Source organism: Segatella copri (assembly GCF_026015295.1).
Taxonomy (GTDB): Bacteria; Bacteroidota; Bacteroidia; order Bacteroidales; family Bacteroidaceae; genus Prevotella; species Prevotella copri_C.
Map to the genome: position 1 here is coordinate 615,152 of NZ_JAPDUW010000001.1, position 25,413 is coordinate 640,564.

23 protein-coding genes are annotated in these 25,413 nt (G+C 45.0%); 13 read left to right on the forward strand and 10 right to left on the reverse strand.

Features of this window, described 5'->3' with window-relative positions:
- Nucleotides 1–89 precede the first annotated feature (89 nt).
- The 4 genes from ONT18_RS02460 to pheS form a co-directional block, all read right to left on the reverse strand.
- Complete coding sequence (locus ONT18_RS02460) at nt 90–1,655, reverse strand: acyl-CoA carboxylase subunit beta (RefSeq protein WP_117726979.1); 1,566 nt, start codon at nt 1,653–1,655, stop codon at nt 90–92.
- A 177-nt stretch (nt 1,656–1,832) separates the two neighbouring features.
- Nucleotides 1,833–4,244 carry a TonB-dependent receptor gene (locus tag ONT18_RS02465; RefSeq protein WP_118140723.1) on the reverse strand — a complete coding sequence of 804 codons (2,412 nt, stop codon included), beginning with the start codon at nt 4,242–4,244 and terminating at the stop codon, nt 1,833–1,835.
- Between the two features lie 812 nt (nt 4,245–5,056).
- On the reverse strand, nt 5,057–5,608 hold the full coding sequence (locus ONT18_RS02470; RefSeq protein WP_040552794.1) for a DUF3332 domain-containing protein: 552 nt from the start codon (nt 5,606–5,608) through the stop codon (nt 5,057–5,059).
- Between the two features lie 32 nt (nt 5,609–5,640).
- Nucleotides 5,641–6,681: a phenylalanine--tRNA ligase subunit alpha gene (gene pheS / locus ONT18_RS02475; RefSeq protein ID WP_118079092.1), complete on the reverse strand. Its 1,041-nt coding sequence runs from the start codon at nt 6,679–6,681 to the stop codon at nt 5,641–5,643.
- Between the two features lie 114 nt (nt 6,682–6,795).
- Here pheS and ONT18_RS02480 point away from each other — a divergent pair, with 114 nt between their 5' ends.
- The 3 genes from ONT18_RS02480 to ONT18_RS02490 are packed head-to-tail and all read left to right on the forward strand — an operon-like array spanning nt 6,796 to nt 9,558.
- Nucleotides 6,796–7,653 (forward strand): DUF4348 domain-containing protein, encoded by an 858-nt coding sequence (locus ONT18_RS02480; protein ID WP_264903868.1) that lies wholly within the window; start codon nt 6,796–6,798, stop codon nt 7,651–7,653.
- A 32-nt stretch (nt 7,654–7,685) separates the two neighbouring features.
- Nucleotides 7,686–8,741 carry a UDP-N-acetylmuramate dehydrogenase gene (gene murB / locus ONT18_RS02485; protein WP_264903869.1) on the forward strand — a complete coding sequence of 352 codons (1,056 nt, stop codon included), beginning with the start codon at nt 7,686–7,688 and terminating at the stop codon, nt 8,739–8,741.
- A gap of 37 nt (nt 8,742–8,778) precedes the next feature.
- The gene (locus tag ONT18_RS02490; RefSeq protein WP_118065425.1) at nt 8,779–9,558 is read left to right on the forward strand and encodes an MBL fold metallo-hydrolase; all 780 of its coding nucleotides are present in this window, start codon (nt 8,779–8,781) and stop codon (nt 9,556–9,558) included.
- Between the two features lie 256 nt (nt 9,559–9,814).
- Here ONT18_RS02490 and ONT18_RS02495 read toward each other — a convergent pair whose 3' ends face one another.
- Genes ONT18_RS02495 through ONT18_RS02505 form a run of 3 tightly spaced genes read right to left on the reverse strand, consistent with a single transcriptional unit; the run spans nt 9,815 to nt 10,675 of the window.
- Nucleotides 9,815–10,078, reverse strand: a complete 264-nt coding sequence (locus ONT18_RS02495; RefSeq protein WP_022121618.1) for a hypothetical protein — start codon at nt 10,076–10,078, stop codon at nt 9,815–9,817.
- A 15-nt stretch (nt 10,079–10,093) separates the two neighbouring features.
- Nucleotides 10,094–10,447, reverse strand: coding sequence for a phage holin family protein (locus ONT18_RS02500; RefSeq protein ID WP_119229521.1), 354 nt, complete (start codon nt 10,445–10,447; stop codon nt 10,094–10,096).
- Nucleotides 10,448–10,462: 15 nt separating this feature from the next.
- Nucleotides 10,463–10,675 (reverse strand): YtxH domain-containing protein, encoded by a 213-nt coding sequence (locus ONT18_RS02505; RefSeq protein ID WP_006846877.1) that lies wholly within the window; start codon nt 10,673–10,675, stop codon nt 10,463–10,465.
- A gap of 263 nt (nt 10,676–10,938) precedes the next feature.
- Here ONT18_RS02505 and ONT18_RS02510 point away from each other — a divergent pair, with 263 nt between their 5' ends.
- From ONT18_RS02510 to ONT18_RS02525, 4 genes are all read left to right on the forward strand, one after another.
- The gene (locus ONT18_RS02510) at nt 10,939–11,424 is read left to right on the forward strand and encodes an SPOR domain-containing protein (RefSeq protein WP_153113618.1); all 486 of its coding nucleotides are present in this window, start codon (nt 10,939–10,941) and stop codon (nt 11,422–11,424) included.
- A gap of 36 nt (nt 11,425–11,460) precedes the next feature.
- Complete coding sequence (ruvX, locus tag ONT18_RS02515) at nt 11,461–11,874, forward strand: Holliday junction resolvase RuvX (RefSeq protein ID WP_006846875.1); 414 nt, start codon at nt 11,461–11,463, stop codon at nt 11,872–11,874.
- Nucleotides 11,874–12,431, forward strand: a complete 558-nt coding sequence (gene def / locus ONT18_RS02520) for a peptide deformylase (protein ID WP_022121616.1) — start codon at nt 11,874–11,876, stop codon at nt 12,429–12,431. Before ruvX ends, def begins: the two co-directional genes overlap by 1 nt.
- A gap of 104 nt (nt 12,432–12,535) precedes the next feature.
- Nucleotides 12,536–14,500, forward strand: coding sequence for a tetratricopeptide repeat protein (locus tag ONT18_RS02525; protein WP_264903870.1), 1,965 nt, complete (start codon nt 12,536–12,538; stop codon nt 14,498–14,500).
- Between the two features lie 59 nt (nt 14,501–14,559).
- On the opposite strand, the gene ONT18_RS02530 is transcribed toward ONT18_RS02525, so the two are convergent.
- Nucleotides 14,560–16,779 (reverse strand): RelA/SpoT family protein, encoded by a 2,220-nt coding sequence (locus ONT18_RS02530; RefSeq protein WP_153093366.1) that lies wholly within the window; start codon nt 16,777–16,779, stop codon nt 14,560–14,562.
- 151 nt (nt 16,780–16,930) lie between these two features.
- Entirely contained in the window at nt 16,931–17,158 is a 228-nt protein-coding gene (locus tag ONT18_RS02535) for a hypothetical protein (RefSeq protein ID WP_147379999.1), read from the reverse strand.
- Nucleotides 17,159–17,333: 175 nt separating this feature from the next.
- Here ONT18_RS02535 and ONT18_RS02540 point away from each other — a divergent pair, with 175 nt between their 5' ends.
- Nucleotides 17,334–18,911, forward strand: a complete 1,578-nt coding sequence (locus ONT18_RS02540; RefSeq protein ID WP_264903871.1) for a DUF4301 family protein — start codon at nt 17,334–17,336, stop codon at nt 18,909–18,911.
- A gap of 673 nt (nt 18,912–19,584) precedes the next feature.
- Here ONT18_RS02540 and ONT18_RS02545 read toward each other — a convergent pair.
- Entirely contained in the window at nt 19,585–20,616 is a 1,032-nt protein-coding gene (locus tag ONT18_RS02545; RefSeq protein ID WP_233338557.1) for an asparaginase, read from the reverse strand.
- 285 nt (nt 20,617–20,901) lie between these two features.
- Here ONT18_RS02545 and thrS point away from each other — a divergent pair, with 285 nt between their 5' ends.
- The 5 genes from thrS to rplT all read left to right on the forward strand — a co-directional run bounded on the left by thrS (nt 20,902) and on the right by rplT (nt 25,141).
- Nucleotides 20,902–22,854, forward strand: coding sequence for a threonine--tRNA ligase (gene thrS / locus ONT18_RS02550; protein WP_264903872.1), 1,953 nt, complete (start codon nt 20,902–20,904; stop codon nt 22,852–22,854).
- Nucleotides 22,855–23,073: 219 nt separating this feature from the next.
- The gene (locus ONT18_RS02555; RefSeq protein WP_117586280.1) at nt 23,074–23,463 is read left to right on the forward strand and encodes a GxxExxY protein; all 390 of its coding nucleotides are present in this window, start codon (nt 23,074–23,076) and stop codon (nt 23,461–23,463) included.
- Nucleotides 23,464–23,795: 332 nt separating this feature from the next.
- Nucleotides 23,796–24,482 (forward strand): translation initiation factor IF-3, encoded by a 687-nt coding sequence (gene infC / locus ONT18_RS02560; protein ID WP_117692814.1) that lies wholly within the window; start codon nt 23,796–23,798, stop codon nt 24,480–24,482.
- Nucleotides 24,483–24,559: 77 nt separating this feature from the next.
- Nucleotides 24,560–24,757 (forward strand): 50S ribosomal protein L35, encoded by a 198-nt coding sequence (gene rpmI, locus ONT18_RS02565; protein ID WP_006846865.1) that lies wholly within the window; start codon nt 24,560–24,562, stop codon nt 24,755–24,757.
- A gap of 39 nt (nt 24,758–24,796) precedes the next feature.
- Entirely contained in the window at nt 24,797–25,141 is a 345-nt protein-coding gene (rplT, locus tag ONT18_RS02570) for a 50S ribosomal protein L20 (RefSeq protein WP_006846863.1), read from the forward strand.
- Nucleotides 25,142–25,413 lie beyond the last annotated feature (272 nt).

The following is a 25,413-nucleotide window of genomic DNA, read 5'->3' on the forward strand; positions in this document are numbered from 1 at the left end:
GTTGAGTGTTGAATTAGGCTTGCGCCCTTCTGTTATGTTGAGTCTGTATATAACTCAACATTCTACACTCAACATTCAACATTTCTATATTACATTGGCATACAGCCATGCTTCTTAGCTGGCAAGCTCTGACGCTTGGTAGCGAGCTGAGCCAAACCACGGCAGATGCGGAAACGGGTGTTACGTGGCTCGATGACATCATCGATGTAACCATACTGAGCTGCCTGATATGGATTAGCAAACTTGTCAGTATACTCCTGCTCCTTCTCAGCCAGGAATGCCTTTACATCCTCGCCAGCTTCCTTCTTAGCCTTAGCTTCCTTACCACAGAGAACGGCAACGGCACCGCTGGCACCCATTACAGCAATCTCTGAAGATGGCCAAGCGAAGTTCAAGTCAGCACGCAACTGCTTGCAACCCATCACGATGTGGCTACCACCATAGCTCTTACGCAATGTGATAGTAATCTTTGGCACGGTAGCCTCGCCGTAAGCGTAGAGCAGCTGTGCACCGTGGAGGATGACAGCGTTGTACTCCTGACCTGTACCTGGCAAGAATCCTGGTACGTCAACGAGAGATACGATAGGAATATTGAAGGCATCGCAGAAACGGACGAAGCGGGCTGCCTTGCGGCTAGCGTTTACATCGAGTACACCTGCGTAAGCTGCTGGCTGGTTGGCTACGATACCAACGCTCTGACCATTAAAGCGGGCGAAACCTGTAATGATGTTCTTTGCAAACTTAGGCTGAACCTCGAAGAACTCTCCGTTATCGGTTACAGCACCAATCACCTTATACATATCGTATGCCTGGTTAGGATCGTCTGGGATAATCTCGTTCAGAGTATCGTCCATGCGGTCGATAGGGTCTGTGCACTCTACGCGTGGAGCCTCTTCTGTATTGTTGCTAGGGATGTAAGAGAGCAGGCTCTTGATCATCTCGATAGCCTCTTCCTCAGTCTTAGCAGCGAAGTGGGTAACACCACTCTTGGTTGCGTGAACAGATGCACCACCGAGGTGCTCTGCATCGATGTCCTCACCGGTTACGGTCTTGACAACCTTAGGACCAGTCAGGAACATGTAAGAAGTCTGCTCCTTCATGATGATGAAGTCGGTCAAACCTGGAGAGTAAACGGCACCACCGGCGCAAGGGCCCATGATAGCAGAAATCTGTGGGATGACACCAGAAGCGAGGATGTTGCGCTCGAAAATCTCACCATAACCAGCGAGGGCGCAGATACCTTCCTGAATACGAGCACCACCTGAGTCGTTCATACAGATAACAGGTGCACCCATAGTCATAGCCATATCCATTACCTTGCAGATCTTCTGTGCCATAGTCTCAGAGAGTGAACCACCATTTACGGTGAAGTCCTGAGCATATACGTAAACCAGACGGCCGGCTATAGTAGCGCTACCAGCTACAACACCATCACCGAGGTACTGCTTCTTCTCCATGCCAAAGTTAGTGCAACGATGCAACTTGAACATATCATACTCCTCGAAACTGCCGGCATCTACCAACATTTCGATACGCTCACGAGCGGTATATTTGCCACGTGCATGCTGCTTCTCGATGGCCTTCTCGCCACCGCCAAGACGAGCCTGTTCGCGCTTAGCGATCAGCTCCTTAATCTTTTCTACTTGTTTGCTCATAATTGATTATTATGTATTATTTCTTTATTCTTTATAGAATGGTTTCCTGAATCCATGGAATGAGCGGACGAACCGTCATCGCATAATTCGGGCGCAAAGATACGAAAAAAAACGCAGATAGCGAACTATCTACGGTTAAATATTTAGAATAATGTGAAAAATCACTATTATTTGGTCCTAAAATTCCAAAAGAATGCGGGCATTGAGCTGTCTGCCGGTAAGATAATTAGGTACGGCGTATTGCTGGCTGGTTACATCTGTCACCCAGTAATAGCTGTTTACGTTGTCTATGCCGAAGAGGTTGAGACAATCTACCCCCAACATCACATTCTTCAGGAAGGTCTTCTTCTCCCGGCGGCTGTTGTCGAGCAGCTGATAGCTCATACCGATATCTGCACGGCGATAGGCGGTGGCACGGAAACTGTTGGTCTCCAGCTCTCTGTGGGGTGCTGCAAAAGGAAGACCATCGGCAAAGGCGAGTTTCAAAGACATGCGCCACTTTTTGCTGCCCGGGAAATAATCGGTGAAGAAGAGGTTTACCGCATAACGCTGGTCGGTAGGCAAAGGGATGCTCTTGCCACCCAGTTTCATCTTGGTATCCATGAGCGAAAGACTGAGCCAGGAATCGGTACCCGGAACAAATTCTCCGTAGAGCTTGAAGTCGAGTCCTGCCGCATGACCGCTGCATTCGTTCTGTCCGTAATAAACTACCTTCACGTTACTAACCGAATAAGGAACCAGATTACTCAAAGCCTTGTAATAGGCTTCGGCAGAGAATTTATAGCGTTGGTCTCCTAGCTTGAACCTATAGTCGTAGCCTGCGATGAAGTGGATGCTTCGCTGGCTCTTGATTTTCTCGTTCAGCGATGCGATGGTTATGCCGTTCACCGTAGATGTATCTCTCAATTCCTTGAAGAATGGAGCCTGATAATACAGACCTGCCGCAAAACGGAGAGTTGTATTCTCATGGTTGGCTGGTATGATGGCGAGCGACAGACGAGGACTCACGATGGTTTCTCTGTTGAAGTTCCAATGACTCATTCTGATACCATAGTTCAGAGTGTAATGTGTCTGTCCGTTCCCGGTACTGTCGGCTGTTCCTCCCGAAAAACGGTAGGTGTCTTGGATATAAGCTTCCATTCGGTTGGCATTCAGTTCGTTGCGAGCCTTCAGTGAATAAACCATATAGAGGTCTTTGCCATTGTGCGGAATACTGTATCCTGCAGAATCGCGCATCTCATATTCTACTGAATTCTCCTCGATATGTTCACGCTTCAGACTTACTGCGGCTTCCATCTGATGTTTCTTCACCTTGTGCTTGAGCATCAGTTTGGCACTCATCACGCGAGCCGTAAGATAGTTTCGGGCATGTTCGAAATAGGTACCTACACCCAGGTTTTCTGAGGTTTCGGTTTCGTCAAGCCAGTATTGCCCCTGAATGTCATATTTCTCCTGTTCCTTGGTATAGAAAGCACTGCCCAGAAGCGAGAGACTGGTGTTGGCTGTAAACTGTCGGGTAATGCCGAGTGTACCGAAGTAGGTGAGGAAACGGTCTTTCTCCTGACCGTCAAAATATACTCTGAAGCTCTTTACGTTTTCCATTGTTCCGAACTTCGTTTCTCGGTCTTCCGGTTCGAAGTTGTAGTGATTATCAGAGATGTAGCCTATGAAGTCAAGCTTCCAGCGTTTGTTGGGCTGGTAACTCAGATAGGTCTGATAGTCCAGATAGTTTGGCTTGTATTCGCCTTTGGTTTCCATCGAACCGAGCAGGTAAGAGGTAGTTTTGTAGCGCACGCTGTTGAGCCATGAAAGTTTCTGGGTTCCCAGACCGATGTATGCGTCAGCACCCAGCAGACTGGCAGCCAGACTGCCTTCAACCACCGGCTTCTTGCTTTTTGCTTTCAGGGTTTTGTAGGTGATGTCGAGAGCCGAACTCATCTTGTCTCCGTATTTGGCAGCATATCCTCCGGTTGAGAAACCGATTTTATCTACCATATAAGGGTTGATGACGGAGAGGCCTTCCTGCTGTCCGCTGCGAACCAGGAATGGGCGGAATACTTCTACGTTGTTGATGTATACTGAGTTCTCATCGAAGGCACCGCCACGTACATTATATTGCGAAGAGAGTTCGTTGTGGGTACTTACGCCAGCCTGTTGCTGAACCAGACTTTCCACCCCATTCCCGTTGGCAGATGGCGTCATCTTCATGTCCTTAGTCTTCAGTTCCTGTATCTGGTCCGACTGTATTTTTTCTCCCTTGATATTCACCTCATCGAGGGTGGTGGATGCTTCGCGAAGTACCACCTGCAGGGTTTGTTTTCCTCGCGGTCTTCTCAGTACTTTTGTTTTTGTCTTGAAGCCGATATATGAGAATTTGACTACCACGCTGTCTGCAGAATGCAGTTTGAGGCTATAGTCTCCCTTGAGCGAAGTAACGGCAGTCTTTCCCTGGCTAGCCACCGAAACGATGGCAAACTCCAGTGGCTGGTTGTTCTCGTCTACCACTTTGCCGTGAAGGGTAAACTCCTGCGCCATCATCTTAATGGTTGCGATGAGGCATATTGTGAGTATCAATAATCTATTTTTCATACTTTTATTAACGAGAAAAACTGAAAAATATTGTAGATGGTTGCAAGTTTTGATGAATGTCACTGGTTGTAATGCATTTGCGTCAGCCCGATTTGGCAGTCATGACGAGACCATATCTACATCAACCTTTATGATTGATGCTGCAAAGATACATTCTTTTCTGTTTTACAGCTATGCGATTTGTGACAATTGTGTGGATTCGGGAAATAAAGTTGGCGAAAATTATATTTTTATGCCTTATCTTGAAATTCGAAGAAATATTTCCGAAGAATAGAAAATTATCTCCGAAGGATAAAATAATATCTCCGATAAATAGGAAAATATCTCCGAAGGATAAAATGATATCTCCGAAAGAGAATTGTCTCCAGATTATATATCCCGGCACAGATTGCTGCAGATGATTTTCTGTTGCATGCAGAACAGGATTTTGGATGTGATTTTTGGGAGGTGAAGGTGAAGGGTGTATTTTTAATCTTTATATTATATTCTTTATTTTAGGGTTTTTCCGATTTTTGACCCTAGGGTCTTTTTTCCGGTTTTTACCCTAACCCTTCACGCGTATATATAAAAAAGAGTTTTCAAACCTTCACCCTTCACCTTTTTGGCGATTCTTTTGATGGTCAGAGAGTTACGGGTGAAGGGTGGTGAAGGCACTTTCTTGTTTTGTATTAAACACTTTTTTGCATTTGGACATTTTAAGGAGAGTTTGGTTGGGAACGGAGAACTATGAACTTGCTTAGGAAAAGAGAAAGGAGATTATAAAAAAGCCCGATAAAAGTCGACTTTTATCGGGCTGGAATTGTTATGATTATTTACTTGTTGAATGCATAGAACAAACCATCATTCATAGCCATGCGAACCTGGTATAAACCATTGGCATCTGCTGGGACGTTGATCTTCTCGCCACTTGGCAAGCAAGCCTGGATGCTGCCATCCTCATTGAAGCTGAAAAGCTCACGGATATCGCCATCCTTGCTGTATGACCAACTCTTGTGCTTCTTGTCGAACACAAAGTATGATTTCTCACCATCTGGGTCGGTAATCTCGTAGCCATTCTTCAATGTCTTGATGGCATACATGCGACCATCCTTACCCATTACGTCCTTAGTGGTTCCTACCTGACCAATCACCTTGTCGCCTGTCCAGAACTCAATAGAGTTGATAACGAGAAGGTCTGCAAATGAACATACTGCGTAAGCTGGAGAGATAAGCACGAAGATAATCTCGTTTACAAACTTGTTGTCTGTTGCTCTCTTGTTCCAGTCTAGTACGGAATTTGTCAGGCCAAATGAGCCGATGCAAGAACTGAATGTCAAGGCGCCCAACAGGACTGCGATGACAGGTTTAGTTAAATTTTTCTTCATAGTCATTAATTAATTTATATGTTGAGTATCTTTTACTTAGCAGACTCAAACTCGCGCAAGAAACGAGTATCGTTCTCAGAGAAGAGGCGAAGGTCGCTCACGCGATATTTCAAGTTGGTGATACGCTCAACACCCATACCGAAGGCATAACCCGTATAGACATTGCTGTCGATACCGCAAGCCTCAAGATCATGAGGGTCAACCATACCGCAACCTAAAATCTCAACCCATCCGGTATGCTTGCAGAAGTTGCAACCCTTACCGCCACAGATGTTGCAGGAGATATCCATCTCGGCACTAGGCTCTGTGAATGGGAAGTAGCTAGGACGGAGACGAATCTTGGTATCTGCACCAAACATCTCACGGGCAAATGTAAGGAGCACCTGCTTGAGGTCGGTGAAACTTACGTTCTTATCTACATAGAGACCTTCTACCTGATGGAAGAAACAGTGAGCGCGGGCGCTGATAGCCTCGTTACGGTAAACGCGGCCTGGGCAGAGCACACGGATAGGTGGCTCATGAGTTTCCATATAGTGAGCCTCGTCGCCAGAAGTATGGCTGCGGAGGAGCACATTCTTGGTAACGTCGTCGCTGTTGGTCTTCTCTATAAAGAAGGTGTCCTGCATATCGCGGGCCGGGTGGTCGGCAGCAAAGTTGAGCATCGTAAATACGTGCTTGTCGTCATCTACCTCAGGACCCTGGAAAAGGGTAAAGCCCATGCGAGCGAAAATGTCGATAATCTGATTCTTCACTACGGTGAGTGGATGGCGGGTACCGAGTGCTACAGGGTAGGCGGTACGGGTCAAGTCGATATCATCGCTTGATGCCTCGGCTTCTTCCATCTGCTCCTTCAGTCCGTTGATCTTTTCAAGGGCTGCGTTCTTCAGCTCGTTGATTTTTACACCAACCTCTTTCTTCTGGTCGGCTGGCACTGTGCGGAAGTCGGCCATAAGGGCATTAATCTCGCCCTTTTTGCTCAGATACTTGATTCGAAGCTGCTCTACTTCTTCTGCGTTTTGGGCAGTCAAAGTGCTCACTTCTTTCAAGAGTTCGTCTATTTTTTCTAATAACATATCTATATTTTTATCTTTTTTGACTGCAAAGATAACATTTTTTGCTTAAAAGATGAAATAATTCAAAAGAAAGTTGTACTTTTGCATGGAAAATTTGAGAAATTTAATAGGTTTATGAAAAAACTCTGTTTATTAACGGTGTTAATGGCGGTGCTTACCATCGTTTGTTTCACGTCTGTGGGATGCACAGACAAGAAGCCTGCGCCTGCCATTGATTCGGCTTCATCTGATACGGTGATTGCCGACACCCAAGCGATGGACTCTACAGAACAGCTGATAGAGGAGACTCCGATGCCAAAGGCGGCTGACGAGCTTTTTGATGATTTCGTGTTTAATTTTGCAGCTAACAGAAAGTTGCAGAAAAGTCGTATTGTCTTCCCGCTGCCGGTATATCACGGTAAGAAACTGACCAAGAAGATAGAAAAAAAACATTGGAAGATGGAACATTTCTTCATGCGCCAGGATTATTACACGCTGATCTTTGATAATCAGAAACAGATGAAACTGATGAAGGATACCACTATCGATCATGTAATAATAGAGAAGGTGTTCTATAGTAGAAAAACGGTTCAGCAGTTCGTGTTTAATCGCATCAATGGTCAGTGGATGATGACTAGCATCTGCTACAAGCCTATGTATCAGAATAATAATGGCAGTTTTCTGAAGTTTTACGGCCATTTTGCTACAGATACCGCTTTCCAGGCTCGCCACCTCCATAATCCGGTGAAGTTTACCGGTCCTGATCCTGATGATGATTTCAGTACGATGACAGGCGATATAGAACCGGAAACATGGCCTGCCTTTGCGCCTCAACTGCCTCACGGCATGATTTACAATATAATCTATGGTCAGAAATATACCGAGAGCAACCAGAAAATCTTCGTGATTCGTGGTATTGCCAATGGTATGGAAACCTCTCTTACTTTCAAAAAGATTGGAGGAAAATGGGAACTGATCAAGCTGAATATGTAGCTTTTTAGTTAGTAGTAATAGTTTTACCAGATATGAAAGATATTCGTAACTACAGCCTTTTGGCTCACAATACGTTTGGCATCGATGCCAAATGCAGCAGATTTCTAGAGTATGAATCGGTTGAGGAAGCCCGACAGATAGTGGGCTTGTTGACAGAGGCAGATCAGCCGCTGCTCATTCTGGGTGGCGGCAGCAATCTCTTGCTGACTGGTGATTATGCAGGTACTGTGCTCCATTCGGCTATTATGGGTATTGAGGTTCTTGACAACAAGACTTTGGCAGCTGCAGAGGGGGATGATGCTTTGTGCAATCCGGATTGGGTATTCCTTTCCTGTGGTAGTGGCGAGGTGTTTGATGATGTGGTAGCTTATGCCGTAGAGCATGGTTATCATGGAGCGGAGAATCTGAGTATTATTCCGGGTGAAGTAGGTGCCAGCGCGGTTCAGAATATCGGTGCCTATGGTGTGGAAGCTAAGGATATTATATATAAGGTGGAAGCGGTTGAGATAGCTACGGGCAGGGTAGTGGTGTTTGATAATGCTGACTGCGAGTATAGTTACCGTCAGAGTAAATTTAAGCATGAGTGGAAGGATAAGTATCTGGTGACGCATGTGATTTACCGTTTGCAGAAGACCTTCCGTCCGGATCTGGATTATGGTAATATCCGTTCTGCGCTCGAGGCTAAGCGTATTGCTGAGCCTACAGCCCAGCAGCTTCGCGATGTCATCATAGAAATTAGAGAGGCAAAATTGCCTGATCCTAAAGTGCTGGGTAATGCAGGCAGTTTCTTTATGAATCCTATTGTAGAGAAGGCTAAGTACGAAGAACTGGCTGCTCGTTATCCGGGTATGCCTCATTATACCATCGATGAATCTCATGAAAAGATTCCGGCTGGCTGGATGATTGATCAGTGTGGCTGGAAGGGAAAGAGTCTGGGACGGGCCGGTGTGCATGATAAGCAGGCACTGGTGCTAGTGAATCGTGGCGGTGCTACGGGCGAGGAAATCGTAAAACTCTGTGAGACCATCCAGGAGGATGTGAAGCAGAAGTTTGGTATAGAGATTCATCCGGAAGTGAATGTGAAGTGAAGAATTCGGTTGTTTTCGGAAAAATATTTGATAATTAATGAAGGTAACTTTATTAGGTACAGGCACATCGGGCGGTGTTCCTTCGTTGGGGTGTAACTGTGAAGTGTGCCGAAGTACGGATCCGCATGATAAAAGATTGCGCAGTGCGGCAATGATAGAAACGGAGAATACCCGTATTCTGATAGATGCCGGACCTGATATCCGACAACAGTTGTTACGTGTGCCTTTCAGAAAGATAGATGGCGTCCTGGTTACGCATATCCATTACGACCATGTTGGTGGTATTGATGATTTGCGCCCTTTCTGTATCTTTGGTGATATCAATATCTATGGCGATGAAATCGTTACTGCGGGGCTGCCTCATACGATGCCTTACTGCTTTCCGAAGAATGCAGAAAAACTCTATCCGGGAGCTCCTAAACTCAAATTGCATACCATTCATCCGCATGAGCATTATCAGATAGGTGACATTGAGTTTGTTCCTATCCGTGTGATGCACGATAAGATGCCTATTCTCGGCTATCGGTTTGGTAAGTTTGCCTATATTACTGATATGAAATCTATGGGTGATGAAGAATATGCTTATTTGGATGGTGTGGAAACACTCGTAATTAACGCACTCAGATTTGAGAAAACACATCACAGCCATCAGCTTGTATCTGATGCTATTGAGGTGTCGCGCAGGATAGGAGCAAAACATACTTATTTTATCCATGTGACTCATCAGATAGGTTTTCACGATGAGGCGAATAAAAGGCTGCCCGAAGGCTTTGAATTTGGCTTCGATGGAATGGAGATATATGTAGAAAATAGATGAACTTTTATTGAAAAAGGTTTAAAAACTGGTTGATAAAAGTTAATTAAATCAAAATAATAGGTCTTTTGCTAAGAAAAATTTGCGAGTATCATAGATTATTTCTATATTTGCATGTGTGTTTTTCATAGTATTAGATTTAAGGTTAACAAGGTATTGGGGTCGCAGCGGCGACCCTTTTTTGTTTTTATGCCCTTTTTGGTGACTAAAAAATACCTTTTTCCAAGGCATCTTTCCTTTCCCCAAAATGGTATATGATTCATCTCTTCCGAGGTTTGAATCTCCGGTAAAGTTTCCAAGCCAACAGTGCACCGTCGAATGCTCCTGCTCCCACCTGCAGCAAACTCTGCAGTCGCTTGCTAGGACTCGCATTGCGTGACAGGATTTCAGGTTTTGTGAAAAGCGAGTTCCATAAAGTCTGAATCTTGGCATCATCGGCATCAATTTCCTTGCGTATCGCCTCTTTTTTGAGTCGGATATCGTTTAAGGAATTATATTCTGTGATTTCTGAATGATTTGTCATGTTGCGAAAAGGAGGTTATTTTTCCATCAAGAGGCTTGCCAGAAATCTGACCAATGGTCTCTCGATCCACTTATGGCGGAAAATTACAAATAATATTAATATAAATAGGTATACTGCAGCAACAATGCAGAATCCGAAAGTCAGACTACCTATTAAGTCTGCCAATGCAAAAGCAGCGCCAAAGGATAGGTAAATGAGGGTAAGCGTAAGTAAGCCCAGGAGTACCACCGTCATGGTGATGACTGTAAGCAGGCGTACCACCTTATCCACAACATCGAGCTTCAGAAATTCGCTCTGAAGCCCGATGTAATGTTTAAGCACCTCAATGAGCTGCCCGATAGTTTCTACATTTTTATCGTTAGAGAACATCATGATAGGTGATGATTAAACCTCAGGAGCTGCGTCCTTGATATCGTCAACCAGATCATCAACGTCCTTACGGCTCAACTTGATGTCGTGCTTCTTGCAGAAATCGTCTACTGCACCTGCAATCTTACTACGTGTATCCTCACCCTTCTCAGGAGCGAAAATCAAACCGAGTGCTGTACCAGCGATAGCACCGCCGAGGAAAGCACCAATGTAACCTAATGTTTTCATATGCTATAAATTTTAAACGTTAAACGATTATCTTCTTGTCATTTTCATTTGACAATGCAAATATACTAAATTCTCTTTAAAAAACAAGCCTTTTAGCCTTAATTTTTCATTAAAAATGTTTTAATAGCCTTATTTAACAAACTTTAGGCGGCATATTCTTCGTTTTTCGGGCATTTTTTTGTATTTTCGCAGAGTAAAAAACGCATAACGCGAAATTTATATTGAATGAACAACAATAATAAACAATAAAACGAATAAGAATTATGAAGAAAATTACAGTATTAAGCATGGGAATGTGCGCAGTTTTGGCGCTCGCAAGTTGTGGTACATCTAAGGAAAGTGCATATAAGAAGGCATATGAGAAGGCTCAGCAGCAGGAACAGCAGGCTGCTCAGGCTCCTGTTGCTCAGGAACCAGTTGTAGCTCCTCTCGAGACTCAGGCTCCTTCTGATGAGCAGACAGAGGTTGATAATGCCACTGTTCGTTCTGAGGATGTTTCTCTCATCTCTGGTTCTGGCTTGTCAAGCTATAGCGTAGTAGTTGGTTCTTTCTCTCTCAAGGCTAACGCTGAGGGATTGGCTAGTACATTGAAGAGCGCTGGCTACGATGCTCAGATTGCCCTGAACAAAGAGCGTAACATGTATCGCGTGGTAGCTTCTACATTTGCTGATAAGGCTGCTGCTGTCAAGAGCCGCAATCAGCTTCGCGCTGGTAAGTATCCTGATGCTTGGTTACTCCTTAAGAAGTAATCTGATATTATATAAGGATAAGATATCCGTAGATTAATGCGAATTTTATCAATAGATTACGGTAAAAAACGTACCGGACTGGCTGTGACCGACCCATTGCAGATTATTGCCAATGGGTTGGCCACAGTTTCTACACATGAACTTTTCACTTATATCGAAACTTATATTCAGAAAGAACAGGTGGAGCGCATTGTTATCGGAAAACCGATGCAACCTAACGGGCAGCCAAGTGAAAACCTGGCAAGAGTAGAAAACTTCTACAACCGTTGGCGAAAGGCTCATCCTGAAATTCCAATTGAATATTATGACGAAAGATTTACATCAGTCCTGGCACATAGAGCCATGATTGATGGAGGTGTAAAGAAGAAAGTGAGAAAAGAAAATAAAGGATTGGTAGACGAGATAAGTGCTACCATCATATTACAGGATTATTTGCAATCAAGAAGATAATGATTTTACCGATTTATATTTATGGTCAGCCAGTGCTGAGAAAAGTGGCTGAAGATATTACACCTGATTATCCAGATCTCAAGGTGTTGATTAATAATATGTATGAAACCCTTGATTCCAGCAACGGCATCGGACTGGCTGCACCTCAGATTGGCTTGCCTATCCGCCTCGTTGTTATCGACCTGGATGTGCTCAGCGAGGATTTCCCTGAGTATAAAGGATTCCGTCATGCTTTCATCAATGCCCATATCCTAGAGCGTGATGAGGAAAATACCGACTCTTCTGAAGAGGGATGTCTTTCTATTCCTGGTATCAATGAGAAGGTGGTTCGTCCTACACGCATCCATGTAAAGTATATGGATGAGGATTTTAATGAACATGATGAGTGGATAGGGGGATATCTGGCTCGCGTGATGCAGCATGAATTCGACCATTTGGAGGGTACAATGTTTGTTGACCGTGTGTCTCCTCTTCGCAAGAACATGATAGCAGGAAAGCTCAAGAGTATCATCAAGGGCAATTTCCGTGCTGCCTATCGTACTAAGATACGTCGATAGTTCTTCCGAAAATATAGTAAGCTTCATGGTAATCGTGACGATTGGGCTTACTATATTTTTTTATTCTACATTCAATAGGTTTTATTTCAGAGAGTTACGAACAGATGAAGAAGATTCTCTTAGTTCTTTTTATGGTAATGGGCGCCATGTCGACTTCTGCCCAATATCGTGTAGACCGACTTGTTACGGCCGGTCGGAGTGCATTGTATTATGAGGATTTCGTCCTTTCAATCAAGTATTTTAATCTGGCTATAGGTGCCAAGCCTTATCTGTATGAGCCTTGGTATTACCGCAGTGTGGCAAAATTTAATCTGGATGACTTTACGGGTGCCGAAAGTGATGCCAGCGAGGCGTTGCATCTCAATCCCTATATCAATGATATTTATGACTTGAGAGCCATCTGTCGCATCAGACAAAACAGGTTTGATGATGCGATAGCTGACTATAATGAGGCTATCAGACTGGAACCGCGCAACCGAAATTACTGGTTCAACCGGGCTATCTGCCAGATGGAAAACAAAAGGTATGAGGCGGCGCAGCAGGAACTGGATACCATTGTGGGAAAATGGAAAGACTGGTCGAATGCTTATTCGCTCAAGGCTGAAGTGTATCTGCATCAGAAAGATACCGTGCAGGCTGAGAAATGGCTAGACAAGAGCCTGCAGCTCAATCCGTATGATGGGGATGCCTGGACTACGCGTGCCTATATGGCGCTGGCTAGAAAGGAATGGAAAACGGCTGATGAGGCGCTGACCAAGAGTCTGCATTTCAAACCTAACAATGTGAACAGTTACATTAACCGTGCTTTGGCGCGTATTAATCTGAATAATCTCAGGGGGGCGATGAGCGATTATGACAATGCCCTTGAGCTGGATCCGAACAATTTCCTGGCTCATTATAATAGAGGACTGATGCGTGTACAGTTGGGTGATGATAACCGTGCTATCACCGATTTTGACTTCATTATCAAGATGGAACCCCAGAACTTCATGGCTATCTTCAACCGAGCTCTATTGCATGACAAGACCGGTAATCTGAGAGCAGCCATCAGGGATTATACTAAGGTTATCAACCAGTTCCCTAACTTCTGGACCGGTTTGTCTAACCGTGCCAGCTGTTACCGACGCTTGGGCATGACAGCCAAGGCAGAGATGGATGAATTCCGTATCTTCAAGGCGCAGATGAACAAGCATATCGGAATCCAGCCGAGATGGAGCGCAAAGACCAAGAAGGAGATGCGTAAGCGCTCTGAGGTTGACCCGAATAAGTTTGCTTCGCTGGTAGTAGATGACGAACCGAAGTATGAACACAACTATAAGAGCGAGTATCGTGGTAAGGTTCAGAACCGTCAGGTAGAAACCGCCTTCCTGCCGATGTATCAGCTCTCTTATTTCCCAAACAATCAGAATGTAAATGGAGTTCAGGCTTATGACAAGGAGGTTGATGCGCTCAATCAGCATACCAAGGCAGACAAGGTTTATATCGTTTGCAGTAAGGAGCAGCTCGATGAGAATGGTTCTATGAAGATATTCTCGATGATTGATAAACTTTCGGCAGAGTTGAGTGTGGCGAGCGATAATGAAACCAGAAAACGTCTCCTGATGCGCAGGGCCATCGCTCATAGTGTACTTCGTGATTTTGAGGCTGCCATCAGTGATTTCACCTATTATATCTCGCTCGATGACAAGAACTCTTTGGCTTACTGGCAGCGTGCTGTCTGCCAGGCTGAGATGGATGAATTTAATAAGGCTGAGGGCAAGGGTGTTCTGAACATCCATTCTGCCGAGGCTGATTTCAGTGATGCCATCCGCCAGAACAGCAACAATGCTTACATCTATTATAATAGAGGTAATCTTCATGCAGGCAGAAACGAACTTTCAAAGGCAATAGATGATTATACCATTGCCTTGAGATTTGATAACCGCCTTGCAGAGGCTTATTATAATAGAGGTATAGCACGAGCCAAGAGTGGCAATAAGCAGACTGCCATCCAGGATCTTTCAAAGGCAGGAGAACTTGGTTTGTATGATGCTTATTCTGTGATCAAGCGCTTGAATAAGTCGAAATAAAAAAAAATCCCGCAGATTTTCTCTGCGGGATTTTTTTTATGTATTTCTGTATTCCGGTTTTATATTCTCGTTACCTGCTTAACGCCCTTCACGGCGCTCAGTTTCTTGATGAGTGCATCGGTCTTTCCGGCATCATCAATCATTACGGTAACATTGCCAGAGAAGAGACCATCCTTGGAAGAGATGTTGATGCCTCGCATGATGAGTTTGTCTTCTTTGGAAATGATGTTGGTGATGTTGCTCACGATACCGATATCGTCGTTTCCGATGATGCGGAGCGTGATGGCATACTTGGATGTTCCCTTGCCGCTCCATTTCGCCTTCACGATGCGGTAACCGAAACGGCGGCGCAGTTCCTTGGCGTTAGGACAATCCATGCGATGTACCTTGATACCCTTGCTGATGGTAACGAATCCGAAGATTGGGTCGCCGTAGATAGGGTGGCAGCAATGAGCCAGTTCGAAATCGATGCCCTTGAGGTGCTCATCGATAACCAGCACGTCATCGCTCTGCTTCATCAGTTCCTCGGTAGGATTCTCAAACTCGAAATTCTCTGCACTTTCTGCAGGCTTGTTGGTATTGGCGAGGTTCAGGTCGTGGTCGCGCTCCTCGATGTATCTCTCGATGATGCTGTTCACATCGATTTTCTCCTCGGCTACATCCTTATAGAAGTCTGAGTTCTCCTTATATCCCATTTTCTTGATGATGCGCGCCATGATGCTCTCATCAATATCCAGTTTTCTGTTCTTGAATCGGCGTTCCAGAAGTTCCTTGGCATAGAGGCCGTCCTTCTTCTGGGTTTCCTTCAGCGCTAGACGAATCTTGGCCTTAGCCTTGGATGTCTGCACGATGTTGAGCCATTCGCGGCGTGGCTTCTGGTTGCTCTGTGTGAGGATTTCTACCTGATCTCCCGAATGGAGTTCCTGTCGGAAGGTGACGGCTCTTCCGTTAATCTTTCCGCCCACACAGGTATTGCCGATGCGGGAGTGGATATAGTAGGCAAAGTCGAGTACCGTAGCTCCCTTCTGGAAGTTCAGCAGGTCGCCTTTTGGAGTGAACACGTATACTTCGTCTTCCTTCAGGTCGGTGGTAAACTGGTCCATCAGCTGCAGATCATCGTTGCTTTCCAGGGCAGCACGGATATTGGCAAGCCATTCGTCGATACCGCCTTCTCCCTGCTTGATGCCCTTGTAGCGCCAGTGGGCAGCGAGTCCGTGCTCTGCAATATCGTCCATGCGCTCGGTCCTGATCTGTACCTCTACCCATTTGTTTTCAGGACCCAGTACGGTGGTATGCAGACTTTCATAACCGTTGCTCTTAGGCACGCTGAGCCAGTCGCGCATACGCTTTGGGTTTGGCTGATACATGTCGGTGATGAGGGCAAAGGTCTGCCAGCACTGCATATACTCTTTCTCTCTTGGTGCATCGAGGATAATACGGATGGCAAAGAGATCGTATACACCCTCGAAGGCGCACTTCTGCTTCTTCATCTTCTGCCAGATGGAGTGGATACTCTTGGTGCGGCCTTTCATGTGATATTTCAGGCCGGCAGCATCGAGCTTCTCCTGGATTGGCTGGATGAAGCGGGCGATATAGGCATCGCGCGAAGCCTTGGTGGCGTTCAGCTTGTCCTTTATCATATAGTAGGCGTCGTGCTCGAGATACTTCAGACTGAGGTCTTCCAGTTCGCTCTTCAGCTTGTAGAGTCCCAGTTTGTGGGCGAGTGGGGCATAGAGGTAGCTTGCCTCTTCGCTTACTTCATGTTTTGCCTCTTCCTGTTTGGTATCGCGTATCTGTCTCATCACGTTCACGCGGTCGGCAATCATGATGAGGATGACGCGCATATCCTCAGAGAATGAGATAAGCAGATTTCTGAAGTTTTCGCTCTCTATGATAGGGTTGCGCTTATATAAATCGTGGATGCGAAGCAGACCACTGATAATGTGGGCTACGCTATCTCCGTATTTCTTCTGTATCTCTTCGATGGTCTGATAACCATCGATGACGCTGGTCTGCATCAGGATGGCGATGATGCCATCTCGTTTCAGACCTATCTCGTTTACTGCGATTTCTGCGGTTTGCAGGGCAGCGAGTATTGGATTCATTCCGAAGACATTGCGCTTAATCTGATGGTTGATGAAGGCATGCTGTATGTCTTCACGCAGATGCTGCTCGTCGCCTGGCTTGAATGTGTCGCCCACGGCGGTTCTCAGGCGCTCCAGTATCTGGAGTGTCTGTTCCTTTTCTTCGGATGTGAATTTAAAAGGTGTTTCGTTCATTGTCGTTCCCTCCTGCTGATGATATATTTATTGAGTCATTATAACTCGTCTATCCACTTCTGACCAGACTTAGTGTTAAGCCAGATGGCAAAGCTGGCACCTATCAAGGCTCCTAGCCCCATAAATATAGTATATAGTTCCATATTGTTTCTTATTTATCGTTATACTTCATAACTCTGTTTGCACTATACGCAAATACAAAAGCTGCTATTGCTCCAAGTACAAGGCAGAGTATATTATTTACCCCCATCTCGTCACCGGTAATCATTGGAGATAATCCGCCTATACCGGTTCCGCTGATGAACAAGTTAGATACCCCATAGAGGTAATGTGATAGCCCCGACCTTCTGTCGTGCTCTTTTGATAATTTACTAACCATGTCGCAATATTCCATTTTAAATTTGACAAACAATGGCGTTTCGGCGTTAAAAACCGCGTACTTCGTTAAATTTTCAATGCAAAGGTACAAAAAAAAGCGGAAATATTTCTGATTATCAGAAAAAACTAGTATCTTTGTAGCACATATAGTGTAAATTTAACATAAATATGGTATTATGAATCAGCAAGATCTAAACCAAATCGCTGCTCGCGGTATCTCCGAGCAGCAGATTGAACACCAGTTGGAACAAATCAAGAATGGCTTCCCATTCCTCAAGCTCGAGGGTGCGGCTGCCATCGGTAAGGGTATCATGGCTCCTACAGCTCAGGAAGTAGAGAACTACGAGAAGGCGTGGATCGACTACAAGGCTGAGGGTCACAAGATTGTGAAGTTCGTACCTGCTTCAGGTGCGGCAAGCCGCATGTTCAAGAACATGTTTGCATTCCTCGATGCTCCATACGATGTTCCTACTACTGACTTCGAAAAACAATTCTTCGAGAATATCAAGAAGTTTGCTTTCCGCAAGGCACTCTGCGACAAGTGCCATGTAAACAACGAGAAGGGTATCATGTGCCTTATCAAGAAGGGCGATTACAAGGCTGTTGTGGCTAATCTCCTCAAGCCAGAGGGATTGAACTACGGACAGTTGCCTAAGGGATTACTCCAGTTCCACGAGTATGAGGACGAGGTTCGCACCCCAATGGAGGAGCACCTGGTTGAGGCTGCGCTCTATGCTAGCAGCAACGGCGAGGCAAATGTTCACTTCACCGTTTCTCACGACCACCTGGAACTCTTCAAGCAGATGGTAGCCGAGAAGGTAGATAAGTATGCACAGCGCTACGGCATCAAGTATAACATCTCATTCTCAGAGCAGAAGCCTAGCACCGATACCATCGCTGCCAATCCAGACAATACTCCTTTCCGTAACGAGGATGGCTCTTTGCTGTTCCGTCCGGGCGGTCATGGTGCACTCATCGAGAACCTAAACGAGATTGATGCTGATGTGGTATTCATCAAGAATATAGACAATGTGGTTCCTGATCGCCTGAAGGCTGAGACTGTTACCTGGAAGCAGGTGATTGCAGGTGTATTGGTTACTCTGCAGAAGCAGGCTTTCGATTATCTGGAGGTTTTGGATTCTGGTCAGTACAACCATAAGAAGCTGGAGGAGATTATCCGCTTCGTTCAGCGCGACCTCTGCTGCCGCAAGGCTGATATCAAGGAGCTGGAGGATGCCGAACTGGTTATCTATCTGCGTAAGAAGTTGAACCGCCCTATGCGTGTCTGCGGTGTCGTTAAGAACGTAGGCGAGCCTGGTGGTGGTCCATTCCTTACCTATAATCAGGATGGCACTGTAAGCCTTCAGATTCTGGAGAGCTCTCAGATTGACAAGAATAACGAGGAGTATATGAAGATGTTTACCGAGGGAACACACTTCAACCCGGTAGACCTCGTCTGTGCTACCAAGGATTACCAGGGCAATGCCTTCGATCTTCCTAAGTTCGTTGATCCATCTACCGGTTTCATCTCCAGCAAGAGTAAGAATGGTAAGGATTTGAAGGCACTCGAGTTGCCAGGTCTCTGGAATGGTGCGATGAGTGACTGGAATACAGTATTCGTAGAGGTTCCTCTCGGTACATTCAACCCAGTGAAGACCGTGAATGATCTGCTCCGCGATCAGCATCAGGCTGTAGAGGGCGGCATCAAGCACGAGCATCATCACGGAGAGGGCGGTTGCTGTGGTAAGCACTAATTTCCGATTCCGTATATCTCGATGGTAAGATATAAACACAATAAAGGCTCAGTTCCCGATTTTATTCGAGGATTGAGCCTTTATCATTGAGCTAATAATGTGTCTGCTAAAAATTATAAGATGTTCTGAATCAAATAAAAATAGCCTCTTGTTTCAAGTCTGCTAAAGGAAAACTATCTGATACAAAGGATAGGAATCCTTAGCAGGAAGTTCTTAGTTGTACCAAATTTCTCCGCCTAATACTGTTGGATACTCTTCAGCTGTTGCTCTTTCTACAGGAGCCGTAATTTCTACGAACTCACCATACTCCTTTACCTTGTTAATGTTCATAATTTGTAGGGTTTGTTGATTTATTAATTTATATTACGGATTGGTATCTATTAAGGATACTGATCTTTTACTTTTTTTCTACGCTGCAAAGTTACACAAAAAAATGATATGCAACAAGTTTTTTGGCTAAAAATCTGTCGATATTTAACCTTCTTTAAAAGTTTTCTGCATATTTCCTGCAATACTATTCTGTTTTAGTAGAATATTTTTGTTTGTATTCGCTAAATACCTCATAATGAGCGGGTAAATGACAGTCTTCTAATTGTAGTTTAATCGTATACACTATCAGGAGACTGTCATTTACTTCATTGCTTCATTATATGGATGAAAATTTCACCTTATATTATAAAGAGATTTCGCCCGCCAGGGATTCGGTCAGTTTTTCTCTTACCTTTTTGTTATCTGCATATCTTCCCTGCAGATACATCATCTTGGTGACCATAGCCTCTACCGTAGAATCGTATCCGCTTATCACATGAGCAGCTTTCAACTGGAAGCCGGCTCCGTAGCGTTCCATCTCTACACTGCCCGTAAGACATTGGCTGATATTCACGATGTTTACTCCGCGATGGGCAGCCTGATCCAGAAGACGTATGATCCATGGCGTGTGAGGAGCATTGCCTGAACCGAAAGTACGCATCACGATGCCGCGGAGGTCTGGTGATTCCATCACGTGGCGCACAATGTTATCTTGGATACCCGGGAAGAGACTGAACACGATGACGTTCGGATCGAGCTTCAGGTGTGGAACCATTGGCTTTCTGTAATCCGGCGTAAGAATGTGATGGTCGTGATATTGAAAATTGATTCCTACATCGCAGAGGTGAGGGTAGTTGAATGATTCGAAAGCATGAAATCCCTCGGCATTGATCTTGATGGCACGGTTACCGCGAATCAGCTTGCCGTTGAAAAAGATGCATACCTCGGGCACCATAGGGCGTCCTTCAGCATTCTTGGCAGAAGCAATCTCGATGGCTGTCATCAGATTCTCCTTGCCGTCGGTTCGCAATTCACCGATAGGCAACTGGCTACCCGTCAATATTACAGGCTTGGTCAGATTCTCAAGCATGAAAGATAGGGCAGACGAAGTGTAAGCCATTGTATCGGTGCCATGAAGGATTACGAATCCGTCATAGTCGTTGTAGTTGTTGGATATCATGCTTACGATTTCTGCCCAGCGCATAGGATCCATGTCGCTGGAATCGATAGGTGGGTCGAATTTTCGCACATCGATTTCTGCCTGAATGAGCTTGAATTCGGGCATGGAAGAAACGAGGTGATTGAAATCAAGAGGTTCCAGTACACCTGTCATCGGGTCCTTTCCCATACCGATGGTACCACCGGTATAGATGATGAGAATCTTTGGTTTTGCCATTTTCTATGTTTCTTTACATTTTGTCACGTTATCGGATGCAAAGATAATGAAAATATTTGTTTCTCCAAAACATATTGGCTAAAAATGTATCTGGATTTTACAAAGTGTTACGAAATATTGGTAGAAAAGCAGATGAAAACTTCAATATGTCAGCATTTCCGGTCTTAAAAGCCCTTAATATAAAGAGGTATTAGCAAAGTTTAGCAAAATAAATGCATTTTTATTCGCTTGTTACAAAAAGAAATCGTACTTTTGCAGGCGATTTAATAAAAATACTAAGTTGTTATGGTAAAAATCACATTCCCAGACGGATCTGTTCGTGAGTATGAACAGGGCGTAACTGGCTTACAAATCGCCGAGAGCATCTCACCGGCTCTCGCTCGCAACGTTGTATCTTGCGGTGTTAATGGTGAGACAGTAGAGTTGAACCGTCCTATCAATGAGGATGCAAATGTAGAACTCTACAAGTTTGAGGATGAGCAGGGTAAGCACACATTCTGGCATACATCTGCCCACTTGTTGGCTGAGGCTCTTCAGGAGCTTTACCCAGGCATCCAGTTCGGTTTCGGTCCAGCCGTAGAGAGTGGTTTCTTCTACGACGTGATGCCAGCCGAGGGTCAGGTGATCTCAGAGAATGACTTCGCCAAGATTGAGGCTAAGATGATGGAACTTGCCAAGAAGAACGAACCTGTGGTTCGCAAGGAGGTGGCTAAGGCTGATGCTCTCGCTGAGTTCAAGGCTGACGGTCAGACTTACAAGTGCGAGCATATTGAGCAGGACTTGGAGGATGGTACCATCACCACATATACCCAGGGCAATTTCACCGATCTTTGCCGTGGTCCTCACTTGATGAACACTGGCCTTATCAAGGCTGTGAAGATTACAAGTGTGGCTGGTGCTTTCTGGCGCGGTGATGCCAAGCGCGAGCAGATGACCCGTATCTACGGTATCAGCTTCCCTAAGAAGAAGATGCTCGACGAGTACTTGGTAATTCTCGAAGAGGCTAAGAAGCGTGACCACCGTAAGATTGGTAAGGAGATGGAACTCTTCATGTTCTCAGAGCGTGTAGGTAAGGGTCTTCCTATCTGGTTGCCAAAGGGTACTCAGCTCCGCCTGCGTCTGCAGGAGTTGCTTCGTTCTCTCCTGAAGCCTTACAACTATCAGGAGGTTATCTGCCCAGGTATCGGTGGCAAGAGTCTTTATGTTACATCTGGTCACTATGCTCACTATGGCAAGGATGCATTCCAGCCTATCCAGACTCCTGAGGAGGATGAGGAGTATATGCTCAAGCCAATGAACTGTCCTCACCACTGCGAGGTCTACGCTCGTAAGCCTCGTTCTTACAAGGATCTTCCTTTGCGTATCGCAGAGTTCGGTACCGTATTCCGCTATGAGAAGAGCGGTGAGCTCCACGGTTTGACTCGTGTTCGTACCTTTACACAGGATGATGCTCACATCTTCGTTCGTTCAGATCAGGTGAAGTCTGAGTTCGAGAATGTAATCGACGTAATCTTGAAGGTATTCAAGATCTTCGGTTTCGAGAACTACGAGGCACAGATTTCTCTCCGCGATCCTAAGGATACAGAGAAGTATATCGGTTCTGATGAGATTTGGGAAGAGAGCGAGAATGCTATCCGCGAGGCTTGCAAGGAGAAGGGCCTTGAGACTCATGAGGAGGTTGGCGAGGCTGCCTTCTATGGTCCTAAGCTCGACTTCATGGTAAAGGATGCCATCGGTCGTCGCTGGCAGTTGGGTACCATCCAGGTGGATTACAACTTGCCTGAGCGTTTCAAGCTGGAATATACAGCTGAGGATAACTCTAAGAAGACTCCTGTGATGATTCACCGTGCACCATTCGGTTCACTGGAGCGATTCACAGCCGTTCTCATCGAGCATACAGCCGGTCACTTCCCATTGTGGTTGACTCCAGACCAGGTTGCAATTCTTCCTATCTCTGAGAAGTTCAACGATTATGCTCAGAAGGTACGTCAGTACTTTGACAAGCAGGGTGTACGTGCTCTCGTTGATGACCGTAACGAGAAGATTGGCCGCAAGATTCGCGACAACGAGTTGAAGCGTGTTCCTTACATGGTCATCGTAGGTGAGAAGGAGAGTGCCGAGGGCTTGGTATCTATGCGTAAGCAGGGTGGTGGCGAACAGGCTACCATGAGCATGGAAGAGTTCGCTCAGCGCATCAATGCCGAGGTTGCAGAGCAGCTGAAGGCAGCTGAGGAGTAATCCCGCAGATTGATATTTTCTAATCTCCCGCAGATTTCACAGATTTACACAGATTTTTTCTGTTGAGGGCTCTGTCCCACAGATTTTTTGTGTTGAGGGTTTATTCCCACAGATTTCACAGATTTACACAGATTTTTGTGTGTTCTGTTGAATATCTGTAACAACTGTGACGTCTGTGGGAGATTTTTTTGTTAAGGAGGATTTTAAAATCGTTTGGTTATGACAGAAAATGAGATATCTTATAAGATCATTGGAGCTATTTATAAGGTTTATAATGAATTGGGACCAGGTTTACTTGAGTCGGTTTATGAAGCAGCTCTGTGCTATCAGTTGCGCAAAGATGGACTTAGGGTAGAGAATCAGGTAAAGTTGGATGTCATGTATGATGGTAAGGTTTTGCCTGTAGATTTCCGTCTGGATATTCTTGTAGAAGATAAAGTCATAGTCGAACTGAAGTCTGTGGCAGAAATGAAAGATGTCTTTCATAAGCAATTGCTTACGTATTTGCGTGTGGCGAAGAAGCATCTTGGAATATTGGTCAATTTTTCCACCACAGATATACGAAAATCAATCTTCCGTAAAGTCAATGGATATACTCCCATGGATTGAAAGCTTTTCTTAGTCCCCACTGATTTATTGTTTTCTTAAGTCCCTCTGATTTATTGTTTTTTAAGTCCCACAGATTTCACAGATTTTTACAGATTTAGTTTCTTTATCATAAAGATCTGTGTTAATCTGTGAAATCTGTGGGACTAAAATATATCAATTTGCGGGATTAAATATATCAATCTGTGGGGTTAAAACCTTAAATCTATTAGAAAAACAAAGAATCTGCGGGCAAAAATGAAAATAACCCACTGAAAATTTGGTGGTTTCACAAAATAATCGTAACTTTGCAGCCGTTTAATCAAAAAGACAAAAAAGAATATATCGAATAGTTAATGAAAAATGACAAAATGAAAAATCAGTACCGCGTAAACGAACAGATTCGTGCACGCGACGTGAGAGTAGTGAGTGATGGTGGAGCAGAAGTGATGCCAGCACGTAAGGCGTTGGAGTTGGCTCGTCAGCAAGAGCTTGACTTAGTCGAGATATCTCCTAATGCGCAACCACCAGTTTGCCGTATAGTTGACTATTCTAAATTCCTTTACCAGCAGAAGAAGCATGCAAAGGAAATGAAGCAGAAGCAGGTAAAGGTGGAGACCAAGGAAATCCGTTTCGGACCTCAGACCGATGAGCACGACTATCAGTTCAAGCTCAAGCACGCTATGGAGTTCCTCAACGAGGGTAACAAGGTTCGTGCATACGTTTTCTTCCGTGGTCGCTCAATTCTCTTCAAGGAGCAGGGTGAGGTTCTTCTTCTCCGTTTCGCCAATGATTTGGAAGAGTACGGAAAGGTGGAGCAGATGCCAAAGCTCGAAGGTAAGAAGATGTTCCTCTACATGAGTCCTAAGAAGGCTGGTACTGCTAAGAAGAGCCAGCAGAAGATGGACCGTGAGAAGCGAGAGGCTGAAGCTAAGGCTGCTGCAGATGCAGAGCGCGCTGCTAATGCAGAGAAGAATGGCTTGCTAGCCAATGCTAAAGGCGGCGATGCCCTGAAGAAACTCGCAGAAGGAACAGAGGATTAAGAGAAAAAGATGCGTAACGCCCTGGTATATGCGTTGCCATCGCTATAATAAATAACAATTTAAAATTAAAAGTAAAAATGCCAAAAGTAAAGACTAATTCCGGCGCAAAGAAGAGATTCCGTTTCACCGGTACAGGTAAGATTAAGCGTCATCACGCTTTCCACAGTCACATCTTGACTAAGAAGACAAAGAAGCAGAAGAGAAATCTCCTTGGTGAGACTCTCGTAGACCGTTCAAACTTGAAGCAGGTTCGCGACTTGCTCTGCCTCCGTTAATTATTAACTTTTTAGTCGAACTTTTAAAGAAAAAAAATTATGCCAAGATCAGTAAATCACGTTGCATCAAAAGCAAAAAGAACAAGAATCTTGAAGCTCACTAAGGGTTACTATGGAGCTCGCAAGAATGTATGGACAGTAGCTAAGAACACTTGGGAGAAGGGTCTTACCTACGCTTATCGCGATCGTCGTAACAAGAAGCGCACATTCCGCGCATTGTGGATCCAGCGTATCAACGCTGCTGCTCGCCTCGATGGTATGAGCTACAGCCAGTTGATGGGTGCTCTTCACAAGGCTGGTATCGAGATTAACCGTAAGGTTCTCGCTGACCTCGCTGTAAACAACCCTGAGGCTTTCAAGGCTATCGTTGCAAAGGTGAAGTAAATCCGACGCTAGGCTCTTTTCTTCCGTGATTTTTTCTCGTAAGAAAGTGTTTAGCCTCTAGATTAAAGAAAACTGAAGATTGCATTGGTTGGAAGTATTTCCGCTGATGCAATCTTTTTTTGTGCCATAAAATCCAGACGTTCTCGCTTGTAAGAACGTCTAAAGCGCTACCTAATCAGACTTGAGTAGGCGAAGTAATATGGTTGAGCAAGCGAAATGAGATTGCTGGATAAGCGAAATAAGACTGCTGGGTAAGCAGAACGAGATTACTG

What these genes read in the sequence shown, in the direction of transcription:
- ONT18_RS02505 (WP_006846877.1), bottom strand. Translation starts at nt 10,675, where the DNA reads ATGAAAACATTAGGTTACATTGGTGCTTTCCTCGGCGGTGCTATCGCT.
- ONT18_RS02545 (WP_233338557.1), bottom strand. Translation starts at nt 20,616, where the DNA reads ATGGCAAAACCAAAGATTCTCATCATCTATACCGGTGGTACCATCGGT.
- ONT18_RS02495 (WP_022121618.1), bottom strand. Translation starts at nt 10,078, where the DNA reads ATGACAAATCATTCAGAAATCACAGAATATAATTCCTTAAACGATATC.
- ONT18_RS02510 (WP_153113618.1), top strand. Translation starts at nt 10,939, where the DNA reads ATGAAGAAAATTACAGTATTAAGCATGGGAATGTGCGCAGTTTTGGCG.
- ruvX (WP_006846875.1), top strand. Translation starts at nt 11,461, where the DNA reads ATGCGAATTTTATCAATAGATTACGGTAAAAAACGTACCGGACTGGCT.
- ONT18_RS02555 (WP_117586280.1), top strand. Translation starts at nt 23,074, where the DNA reads ATGACAGAAAATGAGATATCTTATAAGATCATTGGAGCTATTTATAAG.
- ONT18_RS02535 (WP_147379999.1), bottom strand. Translation starts at nt 17,158, where the DNA reads ATGGTTAGTAAATTATCAAAAGAGCACGACAGAAGGTCGGGGCTATCA.
- def (WP_022121616.1), top strand. Translation starts at nt 11,874, where the DNA reads ATGATTTTACCGATTTATATTTATGGTCAGCCAGTGCTGAGAAAAGTG.
- ONT18_RS02540 (WP_264903871.1), top strand. Translation starts at nt 17,334, where the DNA reads ATGAATCAGCAAGATCTAAACCAAATCGCTGCTCGCGGTATCTCCGAG.
- ONT18_RS02530 (WP_153093366.1), bottom strand. Translation starts at nt 16,779, where the DNA reads ATGAACGAAACACCTTTTAAATTCACATCCGAAGAAAAGGAACAGACA.
- ONT18_RS02490 (WP_118065425.1), top strand. Translation starts at nt 8,779, where the DNA reads ATGAAGGTAACTTTATTAGGTACAGGCACATCGGGCGGTGTTCCTTCG.
- thrS (WP_264903872.1), top strand. Translation starts at nt 20,902, where the DNA reads ATGGTAAAAATCACATTCCCAGACGGATCTGTTCGTGAGTATGAACAG.
- ONT18_RS02460 (WP_117726979.1), bottom strand. Translation starts at nt 1,655, where the DNA reads ATGAGCAAACAAGTAGAAAAGATTAAGGAGCTGATCGCTAAGCGCGAA.
- murB (WP_264903869.1), top strand. Translation starts at nt 7,686, where the DNA reads ATGAAAGATATTCGTAACTACAGCCTTTTGGCTCACAATACGTTTGGC.
- ONT18_RS02500 (WP_119229521.1), bottom strand. Translation starts at nt 10,447, where the DNA reads ATGTTCTCTAACGATAAAAATGTAGAAACTATCGGGCAGCTCATTGAG.
- ONT18_RS02465 (WP_118140723.1), bottom strand. Translation starts at nt 4,244, where the DNA reads ATGAAAAATAGATTATTGATACTCACAATATGCCTCATCGCAACCATT.
- rpmI (WP_006846865.1), top strand. Translation starts at nt 24,560, where the DNA reads ATGCCAAAAGTAAAGACTAATTCCGGCGCAAAGAAGAGATTCCGTTTC.
- infC (WP_117692814.1), top strand. Translation starts at nt 23,796, where the DNA reads ATGAAAAATGACAAAATGAAAAATCAGTACCGCGTAAACGAACAGATT.
- ONT18_RS02480 (WP_264903868.1), top strand. Translation starts at nt 6,796, where the DNA reads ATGAAAAAACTCTGTTTATTAACGGTGTTAATGGCGGTGCTTACCATC.
- ONT18_RS02470 (WP_040552794.1), bottom strand. Translation starts at nt 5,608, where the DNA reads ATGAAGAAAAATTTAACTAAACCTGTCATCGCAGTCCTGTTGGGCGCC.
- rplT (WP_006846863.1), top strand. Translation starts at nt 24,797, where the DNA reads ATGCCAAGATCAGTAAATCACGTTGCATCAAAAGCAAAAAGAACAAGA.
- ONT18_RS02525 (WP_264903870.1), top strand. Translation starts at nt 12,536, where the DNA reads ATGAAGAAGATTCTCTTAGTTCTTTTTATGGTAATGGGCGCCATGTCG.
- pheS (WP_118079092.1), bottom strand. Translation starts at nt 6,681, where the DNA reads ATGTTATTAGAAAAAATAGACGAACTCTTGAAAGAAGTGAGCACTTTG.